General features: G+C 56.3%; 13 protein-coding genes and 2 tRNA genes. 10 read left to right on the top strand and 5 right to left on the bottom strand.

The window, feature by feature from the left end; all coding sequences use genetic code 11:
• Window position 1: 1 nt before the first annotated feature.
• From DXA66_RS00265 to typA, 4 genes are all read right to left on the bottom strand, one after another.
• Window positions 2–451: a hypothetical protein gene (locus tag DXA66_RS00265; RefSeq protein WP_097777610.1), complete on the bottom strand. Its 450-nt coding sequence runs from the start codon at window positions 449–451 to the stop codon at window positions 2–4.
• Between the two features lie 365 nt (window positions 452–816).
• Window positions 817–3,147 (bottom strand): peptidase domain-containing ABC transporter, encoded by a 2,331-nt coding sequence (locus DXA66_RS00260; protein ID WP_118526033.1) that lies wholly within the window; start codon window positions 3,145–3,147, stop codon window positions 817–819.
• 459 nt (window positions 3,148–3,606) lie between these two features.
• Window positions 3,607–3,683: transfer RNA gene (locus tag DXA66_RS00255), tRNA-Asn, on the bottom strand.
• Window positions 3,684–3,841: 158 nt separating this feature from the next.
• The gene (gene typA / locus DXA66_RS00250) at window positions 3,842–5,665 is read right to left on the bottom strand and encodes a translational GTPase TypA (RefSeq protein ID WP_005945857.1); all 1,824 of its coding nucleotides are present in this window, start codon (window positions 5,663–5,665) and stop codon (window positions 3,842–3,844) included.
• A 216-nt stretch (window positions 5,666–5,881) separates the two neighbouring features.
• Here typA and DXA66_RS00245 point away from each other — a divergent pair, with 216 nt between their 5' ends.
• A complete protein-coding gene (locus DXA66_RS00245; RefSeq protein ID WP_118526031.1) occupies window positions 5,882–7,489 on the top strand; it encodes an MBL fold metallo-hydrolase RNA specificity domain-containing protein in 1,608 nt (535 codons plus the stop codon).
• A gap of 48 nt (window positions 7,490–7,537) precedes the next feature.
• Here the strand turns inward: DXA66_RS00245 and DXA66_RS00240 are convergent.
• A tRNA-Gly gene (locus DXA66_RS00240) sits at window positions 7,538–7,612 on the bottom strand.
• Window positions 7,613–7,757: 145 nt separating this feature from the next.
• On the opposite strand from DXA66_RS00240, the gene DXA66_RS00235 reads away from it, so the two are divergent.
• From DXA66_RS00235 to DXA66_RS00195, 9 genes are all read left to right on the top strand, one after another.
• Window positions 7,758–8,453: a DNA alkylation repair protein gene (locus DXA66_RS00235; protein ID WP_118526029.1), complete on the top strand. Its 696-nt coding sequence runs from the start codon at window positions 7,758–7,760 to the stop codon at window positions 8,451–8,453.
• A 131-nt stretch (window positions 8,454–8,584) separates the two neighbouring features.
• Window positions 8,585–9,295 (top strand): UMP kinase, encoded by a 711-nt coding sequence (gene pyrH, locus DXA66_RS00230; RefSeq protein ID WP_097801719.1) that lies wholly within the window; start codon window positions 8,585–8,587, stop codon window positions 9,293–9,295.
• A gap of 81 nt (window positions 9,296–9,376) precedes the next feature.
• Window positions 9,377–9,931 (top strand): ribosome recycling factor, encoded by a 555-nt coding sequence (gene frr, locus DXA66_RS00225; protein WP_005945866.1) that lies wholly within the window; start codon window positions 9,377–9,379, stop codon window positions 9,929–9,931.
• A 92-nt stretch (window positions 9,932–10,023) separates the two neighbouring features.
• Window positions 10,024–10,737 (top strand): polyprenyl diphosphate synthase, encoded by a 714-nt coding sequence (gene uppS, locus DXA66_RS00220; RefSeq protein ID WP_118526027.1) that lies wholly within the window; start codon window positions 10,024–10,026, stop codon window positions 10,735–10,737.
• A gap of 117 nt (window positions 10,738–10,854) precedes the next feature.
• A complete protein-coding gene (locus DXA66_RS00215) occupies window positions 10,855–11,715 on the top strand; it encodes a phosphatidate cytidylyltransferase (RefSeq protein ID WP_118526025.1) in 861 nt (286 codons plus the stop codon).
• Window positions 11,716–11,729: 14 nt separating this feature from the next.
• Window positions 11,730–12,881, top strand: a complete 1,152-nt coding sequence (gene dxr, locus DXA66_RS00210; protein ID WP_097777617.1) for a 1-deoxy-D-xylulose-5-phosphate reductoisomerase — start codon at window positions 11,730–11,732, stop codon at window positions 12,879–12,881.
• 15 nt (window positions 12,882–12,896) lie between these two features.
• Window positions 12,897–14,009 (top strand): RIP metalloprotease, encoded by a 1,113-nt coding sequence (locus DXA66_RS00205; protein WP_118526023.1) that lies wholly within the window; start codon window positions 12,897–12,899, stop codon window positions 14,007–14,009.
• On the top strand, window positions 14,006–15,079 hold the full coding sequence (gene ispG / locus DXA66_RS00200; RefSeq protein WP_256372179.1) for a flavodoxin-dependent (E)-4-hydroxy-3-methylbut-2-enyl-diphosphate synthase: 1,074 nt from the start codon (window positions 14,006–14,008) through the stop codon (window positions 15,077–15,079). The genes DXA66_RS00205 and ispG overlap by 4 nt, the downstream gene beginning before the upstream one ends.
• Window positions 15,080–15,191: 112 nt before the next feature.
• A complete protein-coding gene (locus DXA66_RS00195) occupies window positions 15,192–19,445 on the top strand; it encodes a PolC-type DNA polymerase III (protein WP_118526512.1) in 4,254 nt (1,417 codons plus the stop codon).
• The last annotated feature ends 24 nt before the right edge of the window (window positions 19,446–19,469 follow it).

Below are 19,469 nucleotides of genomic sequence, written 5' to 3'. Positions count from 1 at the left end.
ATTACTTGGTCTCCATAAAGACATCGACCACGGCATCATCCTCATCCTGATTGACATAGATGGTATAGGATGTGCCGGTCAGTTTCTGCTCATTCTCAAAAGCGTGGACCTGCAGCTTGTAGGAAGCCAGCTGGCTTTCGGGCATGGGGCCGGTGTAGTGGGCATACAGGCAGTTCTTCACGCGCAGAATAGCATCCATATGGTAGTCCTGCTCCATCTGGCCGATGAACTGGGTAGCCTGCTGCATCATGTACAGGTGCATCTGACGGTCCTCACCAACCACCATGGCCTGCACAATGGGGCCAATGGGCTGTGCGTTGTTGCTCTTGATAAAGTTGTGCATCTGGGTCAGCACCACGGGCAGGCTGGCCATCTCTTCCGGATGGATCTCACGGGAGAGCACATTGGTGAGCTTCAGGGTCTTGTTCTCGGCTACTTTGATCTCTTTCATGTTGAATACCTCGGTTCCTTTTCAGATTTACCTCAGAAGAGGCAGTAATAGGCAATCGAGAAAGGGGAGAAAACCGCTGCAGAGAGTAGCTTCCTCTCCGCTCCCGATCGCCTACTACTTATAAAAGTAATAGGGATCTTGCGAATAAAATGTGCCCGGAGGCGTTTTGCCTCCGGGCACACCATAGTGAGGCATAGTCACCTGAGCAGGCAGGGCCTGTTCAGGATAACACCATCTACTTCTACTAAACAGAAAGTCTTTCTAGCTCTTTTTTATCTGACACAGCAAAACTATGTCAAATCAAGCTATCCATCATGAATTACTCTCTTTCATATGTAACCGGGTGCGCACCCGGCTGCAACACATCAATAGGTGATCGACTCACCGTCGTCATCCTCTTCCACCACGGCCTGCATGACAGACTGCTTGGGCTCTGCCTTTTTGCTGCGGTAGATACCCTGCTGCATGTTCCACAGCTCGTAGTACTTGCCTTCCTTGGCAAGCAGCTCATCGTGCGTGCCGCGTTCCACGATCTTGCCGTGATCCATCACAAGGATCAGATCACAGTCACGAACGGTGGACAGGCGGTGAGCTACGATCAGCATGGAACGATCTGCAAGCTGATCGTAGATCATGTTGAAGATCAGATTTTCCGTAGCAAAGTCCAGATTACTGGTGGATTCATCCAGAATGTAGAGGTTGGAATCTTTCAGGAAAGCGCGTGCCAGCGCAATGCGCTGCTTTTCACCGCCGGACAGGCCGTTGCCTGCTTCTTCCAGATAGGTGTTATACTGCAGGGGCAGATGACGGATAAAGTCGTGAGCATCTGCCTTCTTGGCAGCTTCCTTGACTTCGTCCATCGTAGCGTCCATACGGGAAACGCGGATGTTATCATAAATGGTCTTGCTGAACAGCTCAACGTTCTGCGGCACATAAGAAATTGCGCGGCGGACAGAGTCATTGGTGTATTCAGCCAGATTCACACCGTTCAAGTCGATCTCGCCATCTTCCGGCTCATAATACTTGAGCAGAAGCTTGGTGATCGTGGATTTGCCACTGCCGCTGCTGCCCACCAGCGCGACCTTTTTACCGGCCGGAATGGTAAAGCTGATGTGATCCAGTGCAGGGGCACGGTTGCCATAACGGAAAGTGACATCCTTGAACTCGATATCGCCCTCCACCTTGTCCAGATCGGTGCGGTCTTCGTCGCCGACCGTCTCGGAGGGATAATCCATGATCTCGCCCAGACGCTTCATGGAAATGCTGGCCTCCTGAATCTGCATCTGTAGACCGATCAGGTTGCTCAGCGGGGAAGTAAAGTAAGAGGACAGCGTGCTGAAGGCCATGAATCCGCCCAGTGTCATTTCACCCTTCAGAACCTGACTGATACCCACATAGGTGGTCAACATGCTGAAACCGGTGGAAATGAAGGAGGAAATCAGGCCCTGCGTGGTGCTGATCTTGCTGGAGCGCAGGCTGATCTTCAGGCTCTTGATGTACTCACGCTCGAGGTTCTCCATTTCGGTATCCTCGTTGGCGTTGCACTTGACCGTCTCAATGCCGCGCAGGCTTTCGATCATCTGGCTGTTCAGTGCAGCGGACTGCACCATGGTCTCTTCGTTGATCTTTTTGTAAGGCTGCTTGTAGATCAGCACCAGCAGAATGCTGACCAGAGCCATGAACAGCGAGATCGAGAAGAGCATCGCATTCATGCGGAACAGGATAATACCGGTGATAATGGCCATCGAGATATCCATGATCAAGCTCAGCGCAATGCTGGTAAAGATGGATTTGATGGTGTTTGCATCCGAATAACGGGTGGTGATATCACCAGTCTTGCGGGTGGCAAAGAACTTCATGGGCAGATGGAAGATATGCCCGAAGTAGCCCAGCATCAGCGGAATATCGATCTTGATGGATAGGTGGATCAGAACCCACTGCCGGACAAAGCCCACCAGCGTATTGGTGATGCTGACCATGCTGAACACGAGAATCAGTGTGACCAGCAGATTGTCCAAGCCATATGGCAAGACCTCGTCCATCAGGATCTTGTTGAACATGGAGGAGGCGATGCCCAGGATCGTAACGATCAGAGAACTCAGGATCGCATAGGCAAAGAGTTTTTTCTGGGGCAGCAACAGGTCGATGTAACGCTTGAACATGCCGCCCTTTTCGATCTTACCGCCCTTGAACTCCGAGGTGGGGTTCATCAGCAGCAGAACACCGGTAAAGTTCTTGTAGAACTCATCCAGAGAGATCTTTTTCAGCTCACTGCCGGGGTCGCCGATCACGACATAATCCTTGCACTTGTGTTTTCTGCCGTTCTTCTCATCTTCCTTGGCGGATTCGGCTTCTTTCAGCATGTGCCGACGACGCTCACCGTCATCTTTGATGGTGGTCTTTTTAAAGACGACCACAAAGTGGGCCAGACCCTGATCGGTGATGACCTGCGCAATGCAGGGCAGCGAGAAATCGCTGAGGAAATTTTCACGGTCTACGCGAACCGCTGCAGTGGTGAAACCCAACTCATTAGCGGCTTTCTGCAAACCAACAAGGTTCGTGCCTTTCAGGTCGGTACCCATCATATCGCGCAGGCGGGTGATGGTAACTTCCTTTTTGTAATGGAGGCACACCATTGCGAGGCAGGCAGCCGCACAGTCAGTGGTGTCGTGCTGCCGGACATAGGTATAACGCATAGATGCTTCCTTTGATCATATACAAATTTATTCAAACAGCGGCAGGCGTTTTGAAGAAGCGGCCTGCCGCAGATCTGACAACGTGAAAAGAGCCGGAGCCTGAAACAGCAGCACAGAAACCGGTGCTTTGTCCTGTCCTGCGGAGAACCATGACAAAACACCGGTCGGCTGCTATCAAAAGAAGGGAGCACCTACCCTTTGATCTGTGTGCCGGACTTTGGAAAAACAGATACAAATTCCCAAAGCTTATAAGCAGTATACCACAATGTGACATCTTCTTCAAGTAGTCAAATTTTAAGAAATCATTATGCTTGATGCTTTTTTCGCATGAATGCTGTGTTTTTGGGACAGAGAAGCCCAAAAACAGAGGAGAAACACGACTGCATGGCTGTACAGAAAAAGGGTGTAGTATGGGACAAACAAAAAAGGCAATGTTCCGTGGAACATTGCCTTTTCTTCTGGCGCCTCTTGCCTGACTCGAACAGGCGACACCCTGATTAACAGTCAGGTGCTCTAACCGACTGAGCTAAAGAGGCAGATCACATTTGTGACTGCGAGAGATATTATACCGCATAAGAATGCCTTTTGCAAGCCTTTTTTAAAAAATGAATCATTTTTGGCAAAATAAAACCGTCCTGCAGCGTTTTGAAACGCTGCAGGACGGTAAAGTACATATTATAAAAGAAGGAAAGGCTTATTTCAGCTTGCTCTTGGCCTTCATGCGCTGCTCGTGGTTCAGGATCTGCTTGCGGATGCGCAGATTTTCAGGAGTGACCTCCAGCAGCTCGTCCTGTGCAAGGAATTCCAGGCAGCCTTCCAGACTGAGCTTGCTAATGGGGATCAGGCGCAGAGCATCATCGGAGCCAGATGCACGGGTATTGGTCAGGTGCTTGGTCTTGCAGACGTTGACATCCACGTCCTCGCCGGAAGCGGTGTAGCCAATGACCATGCCCTCGTAGACCTTTTCACCAGCGCCCACCAGAAGGGTGCCGCGCTGCTGAGCATTGAACAGACCGTAGGTGACAGCCTCGCCGGTCTCAAAGCTGACCAGAGAACCGGTGGAGCGGTTGGCAATCATGCCAGCCCAGACATCGTAACCGTCGAAGATCTGGTTGATGATGCCTTCGCCGTGGGTATCGGTCAGGAACTGGTTGCGGTAGCCGAACAGGCCGCGGCTGGGCATACGGAACTCCAGACGCACACGGTCGGTGCCCAGAGATTCCATCTGCTGCAGGATAGCCTTGCGCTGGCCCAGGCCGGTCATGACAGCGCCCTGATACTGGGTGGGCACATCGATGACGACATGCTCCATAGGCTCATAGGTCTTGCCGTCGATGACCTTGGTCAGAACGTGCGGGGGAGAGACCTGCAGCTCATAACCTTCACGGCGCATGGTCTCGATCAGGATGGACAGGTGCATCTCACCACGGCCCATAACGCGGAAGGAATCGGTGGTGGCGGAATCCTCCACCTTCAAAGCGACATCCTTCAGCAGTTCCTTCTGCAAACGGTCACGAATCTGGCGGCTGGTGACGTACTTGCCCTCGCGGCCGGCCAGCGGGCTGTCGTTGACGGAGAAGGTCATTTCAACAGTAGGATCGTTGATTTTCACGAAGGGCAGCGGCTCCACATTGGAGGGGCTGCACAGGGTATTGCCGATGGTCACGTCGGGCAGGCCGGAGAAGGCCACGATATCGCCGGCGGTAATGTTATCGCACGGCTGACGGCCATTGGCCTGAAAGTCGTACAGCTTGGTCAGACGGCCGCGCATCTTCAGATCCTGATTGTGCCAGTCACAGACGACAACTTCCTCGCCCACCTTGGCAACGCCGTTCTGGATGCGGCCAATGCCGATGCGGCCCACGAAGTCGTTATAGTCCACAGAGGACACCAGCATCTGGAAGGGAGCCTCGGGGTCGCCCTCAGGCGGCTTGATGGTGCTCAGCAGAGTATCGAACAGGGGGATCAGGTCGGTGCCGGGCACATCCGGGTCCAGGCTTGCGGTGCCATCACGGCCGCAGCAGAACAGCATGGGGCAGTCCAGCTGCTCATCGGTGGCACCCAGATCCATCAGCAGGTACAGCACCTCATCGATGACTTCCTTGATGCGGGCATCGGGGCGGTCGATCTTGTTGATGGCCACCACCAGGCTCAGGTTCTGCTGCAGAGCCTTCTGCAGCACAAAACGGGTCTGGGGCATGCAGCCCTCGGCGGCATCCACCAGCAGCAGAACGCCGTTGACCATTTTCAAAACGCGCTCCACCTCGCCGCCAAAGTCGGCATGGCCCGGAGTATCGACAATATTGATCTTGACACCCTTGTAGGTGCAGGAGCAGTTCTTGGCCAGAATGGTAATGCCGCGCTCACGCTCGATATCGCCGCTGTCCATGACGCGCTCAGCCACGACCTGATTATCGCGGAATGCGCCGCTCTGACGCAGCATTGCATCCACCAGGGTGGTCTTGCCGTGGTCAACGTGAGCGATAATGGCAACGTTGCGCAAATCGTTACGAACCATAAAATTCAACCTCTCTATTATTAAAACTCATAAAATACGAACGAACGTCATACAAGTTTAAGTTTATAACAGGAAGGGGTGGTTTGTCAAGATTGTATAAAAATTTTTTCAACCTTTCGGCAGAATGCCTGAGAAAAGCCATGCAATTTGTGCGGCGTGTACCTTTAAAATATGCTATACTAAGGGTACAGAAGAAATAAAGCCGGAGGTGTTTTTATGAAGATCACATTTCTGGGCGCGAACCATGAGGTCACCGGCAGCTGCACTTTGATCGAAGCGGCTGGACAGCGCTTTTTGATCGACTGCGGCATGGAGCAGGGCAAGGACGTATACGAGAACCAGCCCATCCCGGTGGCACCCGGCGAGATCGACTGGGTGCTGGCCACCCATGCACACATCGACCATACCGGTATGCTGCCGCTGCTGGTGCGCAACGGCTTCCGCGGCAAGATCTATGCCACGAACCCCACGGTGGAGCTGTGCGGCATCATGCTGCGGGACTCGGCCCATATTCAGGAATTTGAAGCGGAGTGGAAAAACCGCAAGGGCCAGCGCTCCGGCGCAGAACCGGTGGAACCGATGTATACTGTGCAGGATGCTGAAGCAGCCATGAAGCTGTTTGTGGGCAAGGCCTATGAGCAGCGCTTCCAGCTTGCACCGGGCATTGAAGCCCGCTTTGTGGATGTGGGCCATCTGCTTGGCTCGGCCAGCATAGAGCTTTGGATCACCGAGGGTGAGACCACGACCAAGCTGGTATTCTCCGGTGATATCGGCAATCTGGATCAGCCCATCATCAAGGATCCTGCTTACATCAAAGAGGCGGACTACGCCTTTATGGAATCTACCTACGGCGACCGCAGCCACGGCCCGAAGCCGGACTATGTGAGCGAGCTGACGAAGATCCTGCAGCGCACCTTTGACCGGGGCGGCAATGTGGTCATTCCCAGCTTTGCGGTGGGCCGCACGCAGGAGATGCTCTACTTTATCCGTGAGATCAAGGAAAAGGGCCTTGTGAAGGGGCACGGCAACTTCCCGGTGTACATTGACAGCCCGCTTGCCATCGAGGCGACCCGCATCTTTAAAGATACCGATCCGGACTGCTTTGATGCGGACACCCGCGCTCTGCTGGAAAAAGGCATTGATCCGATCACCTTCCCGGGGCTGCGCGTCACGGTGACCAGCGATGAATCCCGCATGATCAATGCAGACCGCGTGCCAAAGGTCATCCTCTCGGCCAGCGGCATGTGCGAAGCGGGCCGCATCCGCCACCACCTCAAGCATAATCTGTGGCGGCCGGAGTGCACCATCCTGTTCGTGGGCTATCAGGCGGTGGGCACACTGGGCCGCACCCTGCTGGAAGGTGCCACGACGGTAAAGCTGTTCGGTGAACCCATTGAGGTGCAGGCAGAGCTGTGCCAGCTCACCGGCATGTCCGGCCATGCGGACAGAGAAGGCCTGCTGCGGTGGGTGAACTCCTTTGAGCAGAAACCAAAGCGCGTGTTCGTGATGCACGGCGAAGATGAGACCGAGGACCACTTTGTGGAGACCTTGACGGAACAGGGCTTCACTGCCTGCGCACCCTACAACGGCGCACAGTGGGCCATCGGAGCCGAAGGGGCCGTCTGCCTGCAGGAGGGCATGCGCGTCCGCATTGAGCACAAGGCGAATGAAGGCCAGAGCCGTGCCGCCAGTGTGTTCCAGCGGCTGGTCAGCGCCGGCAAGCGCCTGCTGCGGGTCATCGAGCACAACGAGGGCGGCGCAAACAAAGACCTTGCCAGGTTTGCCGACCAGATCAATGCCCTGTGCGATAAGTGGGACCGATAAAGCAAAACAAAAGCACCGTGACCCAAAAGGCCACGGCGCTTTTTTGCATGGAGCGGGCAATGGGAATCGAACCCACCTCCTCAGCTTGGAAGGCTGATATACTAGCCGATGTACGATGCCCGCATTTACGAACGATATTATAGCATGTTCTGGCACAAATGTCCAGCCCAATTTTTGTGTGTTCCTTAAAGCACCGGAAAAGAATGCCGGAACGGCCTTGCTTTTCCATACGGCTCTGCTACAATAGAAAAGAACGGAGGGAGAGAGGATGGAGCCGGAAGCAGAGATCATTCGTGCGCGGCTGTTTGCCTTGCAGGATGAAGCATACCGCACCTTTCACAGTGCGTTGATGCCCACCGTGCCGCCGGAAACGGTGATTGGCGTGCGCGTTCCGGCTCTGCGCAGGCTGGCAAAACAGCTCGCGGGCACAGCGCAGGCAGAAGTGTTTTTACAGGCCCTGCCGCATGGATACTACGAAGAGAACAACCTCCACGCGTTTCTGATCGAACTTATCCGGGACTACGACAGGGCGCTGGCTGAAACGGAAGCGTTCCTGCCCTACATCAACAACTGGGCCACCTGTGACTGCTTTTGCCCCAAAGTGTTTGCAAAGCACAAGAAGAAACTGCTGGTGCCCATTCGCCGCTGGCTGGATTCGGGCGAGGTGTACACCGTGCGCTATGGCATGGAGATGCTGATGCGCTATTATCTGGACGATGCATTCCGGCTGGAATATCTGGAATGGGTGGCCGATGTGCGCAGCACGGAATACTATATCAATATGATGCGGGCATGGTATTTTGCCACAGCACTAGCAAAGCAGCCAGATGCCGCGCTGCCGTGGCTCACAGAAAAGCGGCTGGATCTGTGGACCCACAACAAAGCCATCCAGAAAGCGGTGGAAAGCCGCCGCATTCCGCCCGGAATGAAGCAGCTGCTGCGCGGTCTGCGCAGCCGTTCATAAAAGCTTAAGCAATTTCCGCGCAGATTTCCTGTTTACTTTATGAATGTTTTATTGTAAAATAAGCTATAGTAAAAAATGCCAGGGTATGCCTATGCCCTGACGGAAGATAAAAAACAGGTGGTGTTTGGATTATGGCATTGAAATATCAGCGTATCCTTCTGAAGATCAGCGGCGAAGCACTGGGCGGCGAAAAGGGCATGGGTTTTGACGAGCCCACCATGGACGCAATCTGCGGCGGCGTGAAGAAAGCACACGACCTCGGTGTGCAGATCGGCATTGTTGTGGGCGGCGGCAACTTCTGGCGCGGCCGTTCCAGCGGCAAGATGGAGCGCACACTGGCCGATAAGATCGGTATGCTGGCAACCGTGATGAACGCACTGGCCGTTTCCGATAAGCTGGAACAGCTGGGTGTGCCCACTGAGGTGTTCACCTCCATCACCATGCCACAGGTGGCACAGCCCTTTACCCGCAAGGATGCCCTGCGCGCCATGGACGAGGGCAAGATCGCCGTGTTCGGCGGCGGCACCGGCAACCCGTTCTTCTCCACGGATACGGCAACCGCTCTGCGCGCTGTGGAAGTGAGCGCCGATGTGATGTTCAAGGCTACCATGGTGGATGGCGTCTACGATAAGGACCCCCACAAGTACCCGGATGCAAAGAAATACGATACCCTTACCTTTACCAAGGTGCTGGAAGACCAGCTGGCTGTTATGGATGGCACTGCTGCTACTCTGTGCCGCGACAACAAGCTGCCCATCCTCGTGTTCGATCTGGCCGACCCGGACAACATTGCCCGTGCCGTGCAGGGCGAGAATGTGGGCACACTGGTTTACGAGGGCTGAAACGCCTGCAGCCGACATACATTATAGGGCAGACGCATTGCAGCGCAGCCCCAAGATAAAAAGGAACAGGAGACTACCGCAATGAGCAGCAACACCAAGGTTTACGAAGACAAGATGAAGAGCTCGGTCGAACATCTGGGCCGCGAACTGGGCGCTGTGCGCGCAGGCCGCGCAAATCCCGCTGTGCTGGATAAGGTCAGCGTGGATTATTATGGTGCCCCCACTCCCATCCAGCAGGTGGCATCCGTGGCTGTGGCCGAAGCACGCACCCTGACCATTACCCCGTGGGACCGCACCCTGCTGCGCCCCATCAGCAAGGCCATCATGGCCAGCGATGTGGGTATCACTCCCATTGATGACGGCTCTACCATCCGCCTGAACTTCCCGGCTCCCACCGAGGAGCGCCGCAAGCAGCTGGCAAAGGAAGTTTCCAAGCTGGGCGAGGAGGCTAAGGTGGCAGTGCGCAACATCCGCCGCGAGGCTATGGATAAGGCCAAGGCCATGAAGAAGGCCGGCGAGCTGACCGAGGACAGCCAGAAGACCATGGAAGAGGATGTCCAGAAGCTGACCGACAAGTATATCAAGAACATCGATGCTGCGGTGGAAGAAAAGCAGAAGGAGATCATGTCTGTCTGATCTGCGCAGATGCAATAGACTGGAGGTGCCGTGCGCTGAAGAAGAGTGCGCGGCACTTTTGTTGAAGGTGGCATTGCTGCCGGGAGGAAATAATGGCGCATCCGAAAGAATTTGCCGAGGGCCTTTCCATCGGCATCATCATGGACGGCAACGGCCGTTGGGCAAAGAACCGCGGCCTGCCCCGCACTGCCGGGCACAAAAAAGGCGCAGAGGTGTTCAGCGATATTGCAGATTACTGCGATGAGCTGGGCGTTTCGTCGGTGTACTTCTATGCGTTTTCCACCGAGAACTGGAAGCGTCCGCTGGAAGAGGTCAACGCCATCATGCGGCTGTTCGGCGAATATCTGCTGAAGGGCTTTGACTACAAGAACCGCAATATCCGCATCAAGTTCATGGGTGACCGCACGGTGCTGGATAAAAAGCTGCAGCAGCTGATGAACAAGCTGGAAGCAGATTCTTCGGTCAAGACCGGCATGACCCTGAACATTGCCATCAACTACGGCGGCCGCCCGGAGATCGTGCGGGCAGCGCAGCAGCTTGCGGCAAAGGCGGCGGCAGGGGAGATAAAGCCCGAAGAGATCACGGAACAGCTGCTCAGCGATGCCATGTATACCGCTGGCCAGAAGGACCCGGATTTTATCCTGCGTCCCAGCGGAGAAAAGCGGCTGTCCAACTTCATGCTCTGGCAGGCAGCTTACTCGGAGCTGGTAGAAATGGACGTTCTGTGGCCGGATTTCACCCGCAGCGATCTGGACGCTGCCATTGAGGAGTTCAATCATCGTTCCCGCCGGTTTGGCGGACTGTAAAATCCAAGACCTCCTGCACACGGTGCAGGGACCGGACGGCCCGGCGGCTTTGCTGCCGGGGCCAAACTGAAAGATAGAAAGGTGCGGCACCCGACCGGTGAAAAGGAGATCCAATCTATGAAAACACGTGTTATTACTGCAATCGTGGGCATCATTGTACTGATCGGCGTGATGTTCACCTTCAACACCCTGCTCTTTAATCTGGTCATCGCAGCTATTACGCTGATCGCCGTTCACGAGATCTACAGTGCCCTCGGCTTTGAAAAGAAGGACTGGCTGATGTATGCGGTTCTGGTGCCGTATACACTGCTGGTCATGACGAGCAACTATCAGGTCATGCGGCGGCTGGTGATGCCGGTGTCCTTTCTGCTGGTCACATTTTATGCCATCTATCTGGTGGTGCGCAACGGCACCATCAGCTATCAGAAGGCCAGCGGCCTGCTGATGTTCTCCGGCATCGTGATCTTCTGCTTCTATTCCTTTATCCGGCTCAAGGAGCTGCTGCCGGTGGAGCAGTACGGCTACGATGCGGTGTTCTTTATCCTGCTCATCCTCTGCTTTGCCTGGGGCGGCGATACCTGTGCCTACTTTGCAGGCCGTGCCTTTGGCAAGCATAAGCTCTGCCCGGTGGTCAGCCCCAAAAAGACCGTGGAAGGTGCTGTTGGCGGTGTTCTGGGCACCATGGCGTTTGGTGTGATCATCACGCTGGTATACTCGGTGGCAGCAAACCGGATGGAAGCCTTCACCCGCTCCAACATTGGCGTTTCCATGTATGTGATCATTGCGCTGCTGGGCTGCGTGGCGGCGGTGCTGGGCATTTATGGCGATCTGTTTGCCAGCGTGGTCAAGCGCCAGTGCGGCATCAAGGATTACGGCACCATCTTCCCGGGGCACGGCGGCATTCTGGACCGCTTTGACAGTGTGATGTTCATTGCGCCCTTTGTGACCATGGTCATTACGGCGGTGTTCTACTATTAAGGGAGGAATATGTGATGTCGAAAAAAATCACTCTGCTGGGTTCTACCGGTTCCATTGGCACCCAGAGTCTGGATGTGATCCGTGCACAGGGCTATGAGGTGTTCGGTCTTTCTGCCCACAGCCATGTAGACAAGATCCTGCAGCAGATCGAAGAGTTTCATCCGCGCTATGTCTGCATGACCGACCCGGATGCGGCCCGCAGGCTGGATGCGGAGCTTTCCGGTCGTGCAGATGCGCCCCGGCTGCTGGTAGGGCCGGAGGGTCTTAAGCAGCTGGCTGCACTGGATGGCACCGATGTGGTGCTGAACAGCGTGGTGGGCATTGCAGGCCTTGGTGCCAGCCTGTGCGCGATCGAAAGCGGGCATGATCTGGCCCTTGCCAACAAGGAGAGTCTTGTCACTGGCGGCCATCTGGTCACACAGGCCGTGGCAAAGCATGGTGTAAAGCTGCTGCCGGTGGACAGTGAACACTCGGCCATCTTCCAGTGCCTGCAGGATAAGGAGAGTGCCCCCAGCCTGACCAAGATCCTGCTCACGGCATCCGGCGGCCCCTTCTTCGGGATGAAGACCGAGGAGCTGCGCGGTAAGACCAAGGCGGATGCCCTCAAGCACCCCAACTGGAACATGGGCGCAAAGATCACCATTGACTCTGCCACCTTGATGAACAAGGGTCTGGAGCTGATCGAGGCAGTGTGGCTGTTCGGCCTGCCGCCGGAGAAGATCCAGATCGTGGTGCAGCGCCAGAGCATCGTGCATTCGGCGGTGCAGTTCAGCGATCATTCGGTCATTGCTCAGCTGGGTGTGCCGGATATGCGCATTCCCATCCAGTATGCGCTCACCTACCCAAAGCGCGTACCCGGCGTTGTGCCGGAGCTGGACTTTGCCGCACTCAAGGTGCTCACCTTCGATGTGGCAGACGACGAGACCTTCCGCTGCCTTGCCGCCTGCAAAAAGGCCATCAAAAAGGGAGGTCTCGGCCCATGCGCCGCCAACGGTGCCAATGAGGAAGCTGTCAAGCTCTTCCTTGAGGACAAAATTGGCTTCCTCGATATTGGCCGTCTGGTGGAAGCAGTCGTGGACAGCGACAGCTTTGGCGGCGAGTATACCCTCAGCGATGTGTACGAGTGCGACCGCATGGCACGAGAGTTCGTGCGCGCACATCTTTGATCTTTAGGAGACGCAATGTCAATTTTTATCACCCTGATCGCCGCATTGATCGTGTTCAGCGCTGTGATCGCCATTCATGAATTCGGGCACTTTACCGTGGCAAAGCTCTGCGGCATTCAGGTCAACGAGTTTTCCATCGGCATGGGGCCGGCTTTGTGGAAGAAAATTTACAAGGGCACCCAGTACAGCCTGCGTGCATTGCCGGTAGGCGGCTATGTGGCGCTGGAGGGCGAGGAAAGCCCCGAGAGCCAGCAGGCCGAAGCGGCCCGCGACGAACGGGAAGCAGAGAACGAAAACCCTGTCCCGCCGGAGCAGCGCACCGGCATCCCTTTGAACGAGGCATCGGTATGGCAGCGTGTGCTTGTGATGGTGGCAGGTGCCTTCATGAATTTCGTGCTGGGCTTTGTGGTGCTGGTCATTCTTGTGGCAGCACAGGAAGGAGCCATCACCAGCAAGACCATCTATTCCATTGAGAACGATGCCCTCTGCGGCCAGACCGGCCTGCAGGCGGGGGACGAGATCGTTGCCGTGAACGGCAGGCGCTGCTTTGTGGCCAACGACATCCTTTATGAGCTGGTGCGCACCGAAGCCTATCGCGCCGATTTTACGGTCAAGCGGGACGGCCAGAAGGTGAAACTGTCGGACGTGCAGTTCAACACCTGGCAGGACGAGGACGGCCAGACCCATATGACCCTTGGCTTTACGGTGTACGGCATCAAAAAAACACCGCTCAATGTGTTAAAAGAAGCGTGGAACAGCACCCTGTACTACGGACGCATCGTGTTTACCTCGCTGGAAGACCTTGTGCGCGGACGCGAGAGCATCAACGATCTGTCCGGCCCGGTGGGTATCGTGACAGCGATCGGTCAGGCGGCAAGCTACGGCTGGCAGGATCTGCTGGAGCTGCTGGCCCTCATCACCATCAATCTGGGCGTGTTCAATCTGCTGCCCTTCCCGGCACTGGATGGCGGCAAGGTGGTATTTTTGATCATTGAGGGCGTTACCGGCCATGCAGTGCCGGAAAAGCTGCAGGGCACACTGACCATTGCGGCCTTTGCACTGCTGTTTGGCCTGATGCTCTTTGCAACCTATAATGATATCATCCGGCTTGTGACCGGTGCAATGTGAGCAAAAACAGAAAGGGGAGCTTTATGAGGCAGTTAAAACGGGAAGTGAAGATCGGCAATGTGACCATCGGCGGCAAGAATCCTATTGCGGTGCAGACGATGCTCAACGTGCCGGTGGAGGATATTGAGGGCAATGTGGCGCAGGCAAAGCGGTGCGAAGCTGCTGGCTGTCAGATCTTGCGCGTGACCTGCCCCAGCCCGGCGGATGCAAAGTGCATCGAAGCCGTCAAGAATGCGGTGAACATCCCCATTGTGGCAGACATCCATTTTGACTACAAGGCGGCTCTGGCCTGCGCAGATGTGGGCGTGGATAAGATCCGCATCAACCCCGGCAACATCGGCGACGATGACCGGGTGAAGGCTGTGGTGGATGCCTGTCAGCGCAAGAACATTCCCATCCGCATCGGCGTGAATGGCGGCAGTCTGGAAAAGCACATCCTTGCAAAATACGGCGCACCCACGCCGGAGGCCATGGTGGAGAGTGCACTGTACCATGTGCGCCTGCTGGAAAAATTCGATTTCAACAACATCGTCATTTCCATCAAGAACTCCAATGTGCCCCGCATGATGGAGGCCTACCGCCAGCTCAGCGCTGTCACGGATTACCCGCTCCATGTGGGTGTTACCGAGGCGGGTACCTACCAGATGGGTCTGCTGAAAAGCGGCATGGGCATCGGCGGAATGCTGCTGGAAGGCATTGGCGATACCATCCGCGTCTCGCTGGCCGCAGAGCCGGAAAAGGAAGTGGAAGCGGGCTACAACATCCTGCGCGCCGTGGGCTTCCCGGTAGCAGGCCCGGAGGTCATCACCTGCCCCACCTGCGGCCGTACCCAGTATCCCTGCACCGAGATCGCCAATGAGGTGGAAAAGCGGCTGCAGGGCTGCAAAAAATCCATCAAGGTGGCCGTGATGGGCTGCGTGGTCAACGGCCCCGGTGAAGCCCGCGAAGCAGACATCGGCATTGCCGGCGGCAAGGGCGAGGCGGTGCTGTTCATCCACGGCAAGCCCATCAAAAAGCTGACCGGAGACAACATCCTGGATCAGTTCATGGATGAGATCTATAAACTGTAATTTGGCTTTTTTCACAGCTGCCACACCTGCAAAAACGGGTGCGGCAGTTTGTGCTGTATAAAAAGGAGTACCATTTGTGACACCACTCGTATCCAACCTGTGGCCGCAGTTCATGGTGGACCCGGCATTTGCGGCCTGCTTCGGGCAGGTCATTGTGGAGCATGCGCAGATGCTGCGGCAGGAGCGGCAGGTCATCTTTACCCTGCGCAGCGGTGCGCCGCTGGACAAAAATCTCTGTGCCCGGCTGCTGGCATCCTTGCAGCCGGATTATGAGGGCTTTGAGCTGCGCATCCAGAACCTGTTTGGCTATGCCATGCTGGACGAAGCGGCCCTGCGCGATCTGATGGAAGAGATGAAGCGGGACGGCGTGCCCATCAACGGCTTTCTGGACCGGTGCAAGATCAACATCATCGGACAGAAGATCACCATCGGCGTATGCCATGGCACCAAGTTTTTGCAGGAGATGCACTTTGAAAAGCTGCTTGCAGAGCGCATTGCGGCCCACACCGGGGTAACGCCGCAGGTAACGCTGCAAAGCGCTGTAAGCGAAGCCGAGCAGCACCAGATGGAAGAAAAGCTGGAGCGCAAGATTGCGCCACCGGTGGTCAAGTTTGAGAAAAAGAACACAGCACCGTCCATTAAGGTGGATGGTCTGGACCTGACCGATAAGCCCGTCACCATTTTCCACGGCAAGATGTTCACCCCCAAGAACCTCACCCCGCTGAAAGACCTTGGCGGCGAGGGCGGCAAGTGCACGATCTGGGGCGATGTGTTCTTCTCGGAGGTCAAGGGAAACTTCCGCAAAATTTATACCGTATCCATCACCGACTATCAGGGCTCCATCAACCTGAAGATCCGCGCGCAGGAAGGTGAGGACTGCTCCAAGTGGGAGAGCCTTGGCAAAGGCACCACCCTCATCGTGCGCGGCGACTGCTCCTACGACAAGTACGAACACGATTATATCGTCTACCCCTACGATGTGCTCATCGTGGAGCGCAAAAAGCGGGAGGATACCGCACCGGTCAAGCGTGTGGAGCTGCATCTGCACACCAAGCTTTCCAGCATGGACGGCTTCTGTGACCCCGGCGGCATCGTCAAGCTGGCCCACCGCATGGGGCATCCGGCCGTTGCCATCACGGACCACGGTGTGTGTCAGGGTTACCCGGAAGCCATGCTGGCAGCGGACGATATCCATAAATCAGACCCGGACTTCAAGCTGATCTATGGATGCGAAGCCTACTTCGTGGACGACATGATCCCCTGTGTATACGGTGTGAAGGATCAGCCGCTAGACGGGGAGTTCTGCGTCTTTGATACCGAGACCACAGGCCTTGACCCCGGCGTGGAGTATATGACCGAGATCGGTGCCGTCATCGTGAAAAACGGCGAAGTGGTGGAGGAATTTGATACCTTTGTCAAGCCCGGCAAGCCCATCACCCCCAAGATCACCGAGCTGACCGGCATCACCAACGAAATGGTGGCGGATGCCCCCGGCGAAAAGGAAGCGCTGGAAGCCTTCCTCAAATTTGCGGGAGATCGCATCCTTGTGGGCCACAACGTCCACGCCTTTGATATGCGTTTCCTGCGCGCCGCCGCCAAGCGCAGCGGCATCAAGCTGGAGCCGACCTATATCGACACCCTAACCATGGCGCAGGCCATGTATCCCGGCCTGCACAATTACAAGCAGGGCACCATCAACAAGCATCTGGAGCTGCCTGCCTACGAAGCCCACCGTGCCTGTGAGGATTCTGCCGCGCTGGGCCGCATCTTCGGGGTCATGCTGAACGACCTGAAAGAAAAGCAGGTAGCAAAGGTCAGTGAGATCAACACCGGCCTTGGCGGCAACCGCGAGGTGCTGAAAAAGAAGTATTACCACCTCATCATTCTGGTCAAGAACCAGATGGGCCTGAAAAATCTGTACAAGATCGTCAGCGAAGCCCATGTGAACTACTTTTTCAAAAAGCCCCGGGTGCCCCGGAGCCTTTTGAACAAATACCGGGACGGCCTGCTGCTCACTTCCGCCTGCGAAGCCGGCGAGCTGTACCGAGCCATCGTGGATGGCACCAGCTATGAAGAACTGAAAAAGATCGCGTCCTACTACGATATTCTTGAGATCCAGCCGCTGGGCAACAACGCCTACATGGTGCGGGACGGCAAGGTGGACAGCGAAGAGGACATCAAAAACTTCAACCGCACGGTCATCAAGCTGGGCGAGGACCTGCACAAGCCGGTCATTGCTACCGGCGACGTGCACTTTACCGAGCCGGAGGACGCGACTTACCGCGCTGTGTTGCAGGCGGGCAACGGCTTTAAAGATGCCGACAACCAGCCGCCGCTGTTCTTCCGCACCACGCAGGATATGCTGGCGCAGTTCTACTATCTGCCCAAGGAAAAAGCCTACGAGGTAGTGGTGAAGAACCCCCGCAGGATCGCGGCGATGATCGACAACAATGTTCGTGCCATCCCGCGCGGCACCTACCCGCCCAGCATCGAGGGCGCAGAGCAGCAGCTGCGCGATGCTACGTGGGAACACGCCAAGCGCGATTACGGTGACCCGCTGCCCGAAATTGTGGAAAAGCGGCTGCAGAAGGAGCTGGACTCCATCTGCGGCCATGGCTACGCCGTGCTGTACGTGATTGCAGTCAAACTGGTGGCCTATTCCAACGCGGGCGGCTATCAGGTGGGCAGCCGTGGCTCGGTCGGCTCATCGGCCGTGGCCCACTTCTCCGGCATCTCGGAGGTGAACAGCCTGCCGCCCCACTACCGCTGCCCCAAGTGCAAGCACAGCGAGTTCATCACCGACGGCAGCGTGGACGACGGCTTTGACCTGCCGGATAAAAACTGCCCCAACTGCGGCACCCGGATGCTGGTGGACGGCCACGACATTCCCTTCGAGACCTTCCTGGGCTTCTACGGCGATAAAGAGCCGGATATCGACCTGAACTTTTCCGGCGAATATCAGTCCAATGTGCACCGCTATACAGAGGAGCTGTTCGGCAAAGCCAACGTGTTCAAGGCAGGCACCGTGTCCGGTATTCAGGACAAGACCGCCTACGGCTATGTCAAAAAATATCTGGATGAGCGCGGCCGCACGGTGAACCATGCGGAGGAGAACCGCCTGACTCTGGGCTGCACCGGTGTCAAGCGCACCACGGGTCAGCACCCCGGCGGCATGGTCGTTGTGCCGGACACCTACGAGATCTACGATTTCTGTCCCATCCAGCACCCGGCGGATGATGTGGCAGGCGGCCTGCTGACCACCCACTTCGAGTTCAAGTACCTGCACGATACCCTGCTCAAGCTGGACGAACTGGGCCACGATATGCCCACCTTCTACAAGTATTTTGAGGAGTACACCGGAATCCCCATCGACAGCATCCCCATGAACGACCCCAAGGTGTACAGCCTGCTGACCAGCCCCGAAGCGCTGGGAGTGACCCCGGAACAGATCGACAGCCAGACCGGAACCTTCGGCATCCCGGAAATGGGCACCAACTTCGTGCGCGGTATGCTGGTGGAGGCACGCCCCAAGAACTTCTCCGAACTGATCCAGATCTCGGGCCTGTCCCACGGCACGGATGTGTGGACCGGCAACGCGGACGAGCTGATTCGCAGCGGCACCTGCACCATTGCGGAGGTCATTGGCTGCCGTGACAGCATCATGCTGTACCTGCTGCGCAAGGGTCTGGAACCCAAGATGGCCTTTGATATCATGGAGGCCGTGCGTAAGGGCAAGGTGGCCAAGGGCGGTTTCAAGGATGGCTGGGAGGAAGCCATGCGGGAGCACGAGGTGCCGGACTGGTACATCGAGAGCTGCCGCAAGATCAAGTATATGTTCCCCAAGGCCCATGCCGTGGCCTACCTGATGTCGGCCATTCGTCTGATGTGGTTCAAGATCTACCGTCCGCCGGAGTTCTATGCGGTATACTTTACCGTACGCGGCGACGACATCGACTACGAAGCCGCTGTGGGCGGTGCGGCAGTGGCCCGCGCCCACATGGAAGAAGTCAAGCGCCGCCTGAAGGAAGAGAAGAACGCCAAGGACGAGGATGTGCTGGTCAGCCTGCAGCTCGTCAACGAGATGCTGGTGCGCGGCTACGAGTTTTTGCCCATTGAGCTGGGCAAGAGCCGCGGCTCCAAGTATGTGGTGGAGGACGGCAAGGTACGTCTGCCTTTCTCTTCGCTGAAGGGTCTTGGCGGTGCTGCCGCCGATGCACTGGAAAAGGTGACCATCCACGGCGAAGAATATATCTCGGTGGAAGAGCTGCAGCAGGCTTCCGGCGTCGGCAGCAGCATTCTGGACCGTCTGCGTCAGGTGGGCGCTCTGGGCGACCTGCCGGAGAGCAGTCAGGTGAGCTTCTTCTGAGGATCCTGAAAGCAAAAGTGCCTG

Source organism: Faecalibacterium sp. OF03-6AC, assembly GCF_003478175.1.
Lineage (GTDB): Bacteria > Bacillota > Clostridia > Oscillospirales > Ruminococcaceae > Faecalibacterium > Faecalibacterium taiwanense.
The sequence above is the reverse complement of the archived record's forward strand: the minus strand, read 5'-3'. Positions and strand labels throughout refer to the sequence as shown.

Coding starts and splice junctions, on each gene's coding strand:
- DXA66_RS00265 (WP_097777610.1), bottom strand. CDS start 451: ATGAAAGAGATCAAAGTAGCCGAGAACAAGACCCTGAAGCTCACCAAT.
- DXA66_RS00260 (WP_118526033.1), bottom strand. CDS start 3,147: ATGCGTTATACCTATGTCCGGCAGCACGACACCACTGACTGTGCGGCT.
- typA (WP_005945857.1), bottom strand. CDS start 5,665: ATGGTTCGTAACGATTTGCGCAACGTTGCCATTATCGCTCACGTTGAC.
- DXA66_RS00245 (WP_118526031.1), top strand. CDS start 5,882: ATGAAGATCACATTTCTGGGCGCGAACCATGAGGTCACCGGCAGCTGC.
- DXA66_RS00235 (WP_118526029.1), top strand. CDS start 7,758: ATGGAGCCGGAAGCAGAGATCATTCGTGCGCGGCTGTTTGCCTTGCAG.
- pyrH (WP_097801719.1), top strand. CDS start 8,585: ATGGCATTGAAATATCAGCGTATCCTTCTGAAGATCAGCGGCGAAGCA.
- frr (WP_005945866.1), top strand. CDS start 9,377: ATGAGCAGCAACACCAAGGTTTACGAAGACAAGATGAAGAGCTCGGTC.
- uppS (WP_118526027.1), top strand. CDS start 10,024: ATGGCGCATCCGAAAGAATTTGCCGAGGGCCTTTCCATCGGCATCATC.
- DXA66_RS00215 (WP_118526025.1), top strand. CDS start 10,855: ATGAAAACACGTGTTATTACTGCAATCGTGGGCATCATTGTACTGATC.
- dxr (WP_097777617.1), top strand. CDS start 11,730: ATGTCGAAAAAAATCACTCTGCTGGGTTCTACCGGTTCCATTGGCACC.
- DXA66_RS00205 (WP_118526023.1), top strand. CDS start 12,897: ATGTCAATTTTTATCACCCTGATCGCCGCATTGATCGTGTTCAGCGCT.
- DXA66_RS00195 (WP_118526512.1), top strand. CDS start 15,192: ATGGTGGACCCGGCATTTGCGGCCTGCTTCGGGCAGGTCATTGTGGAG.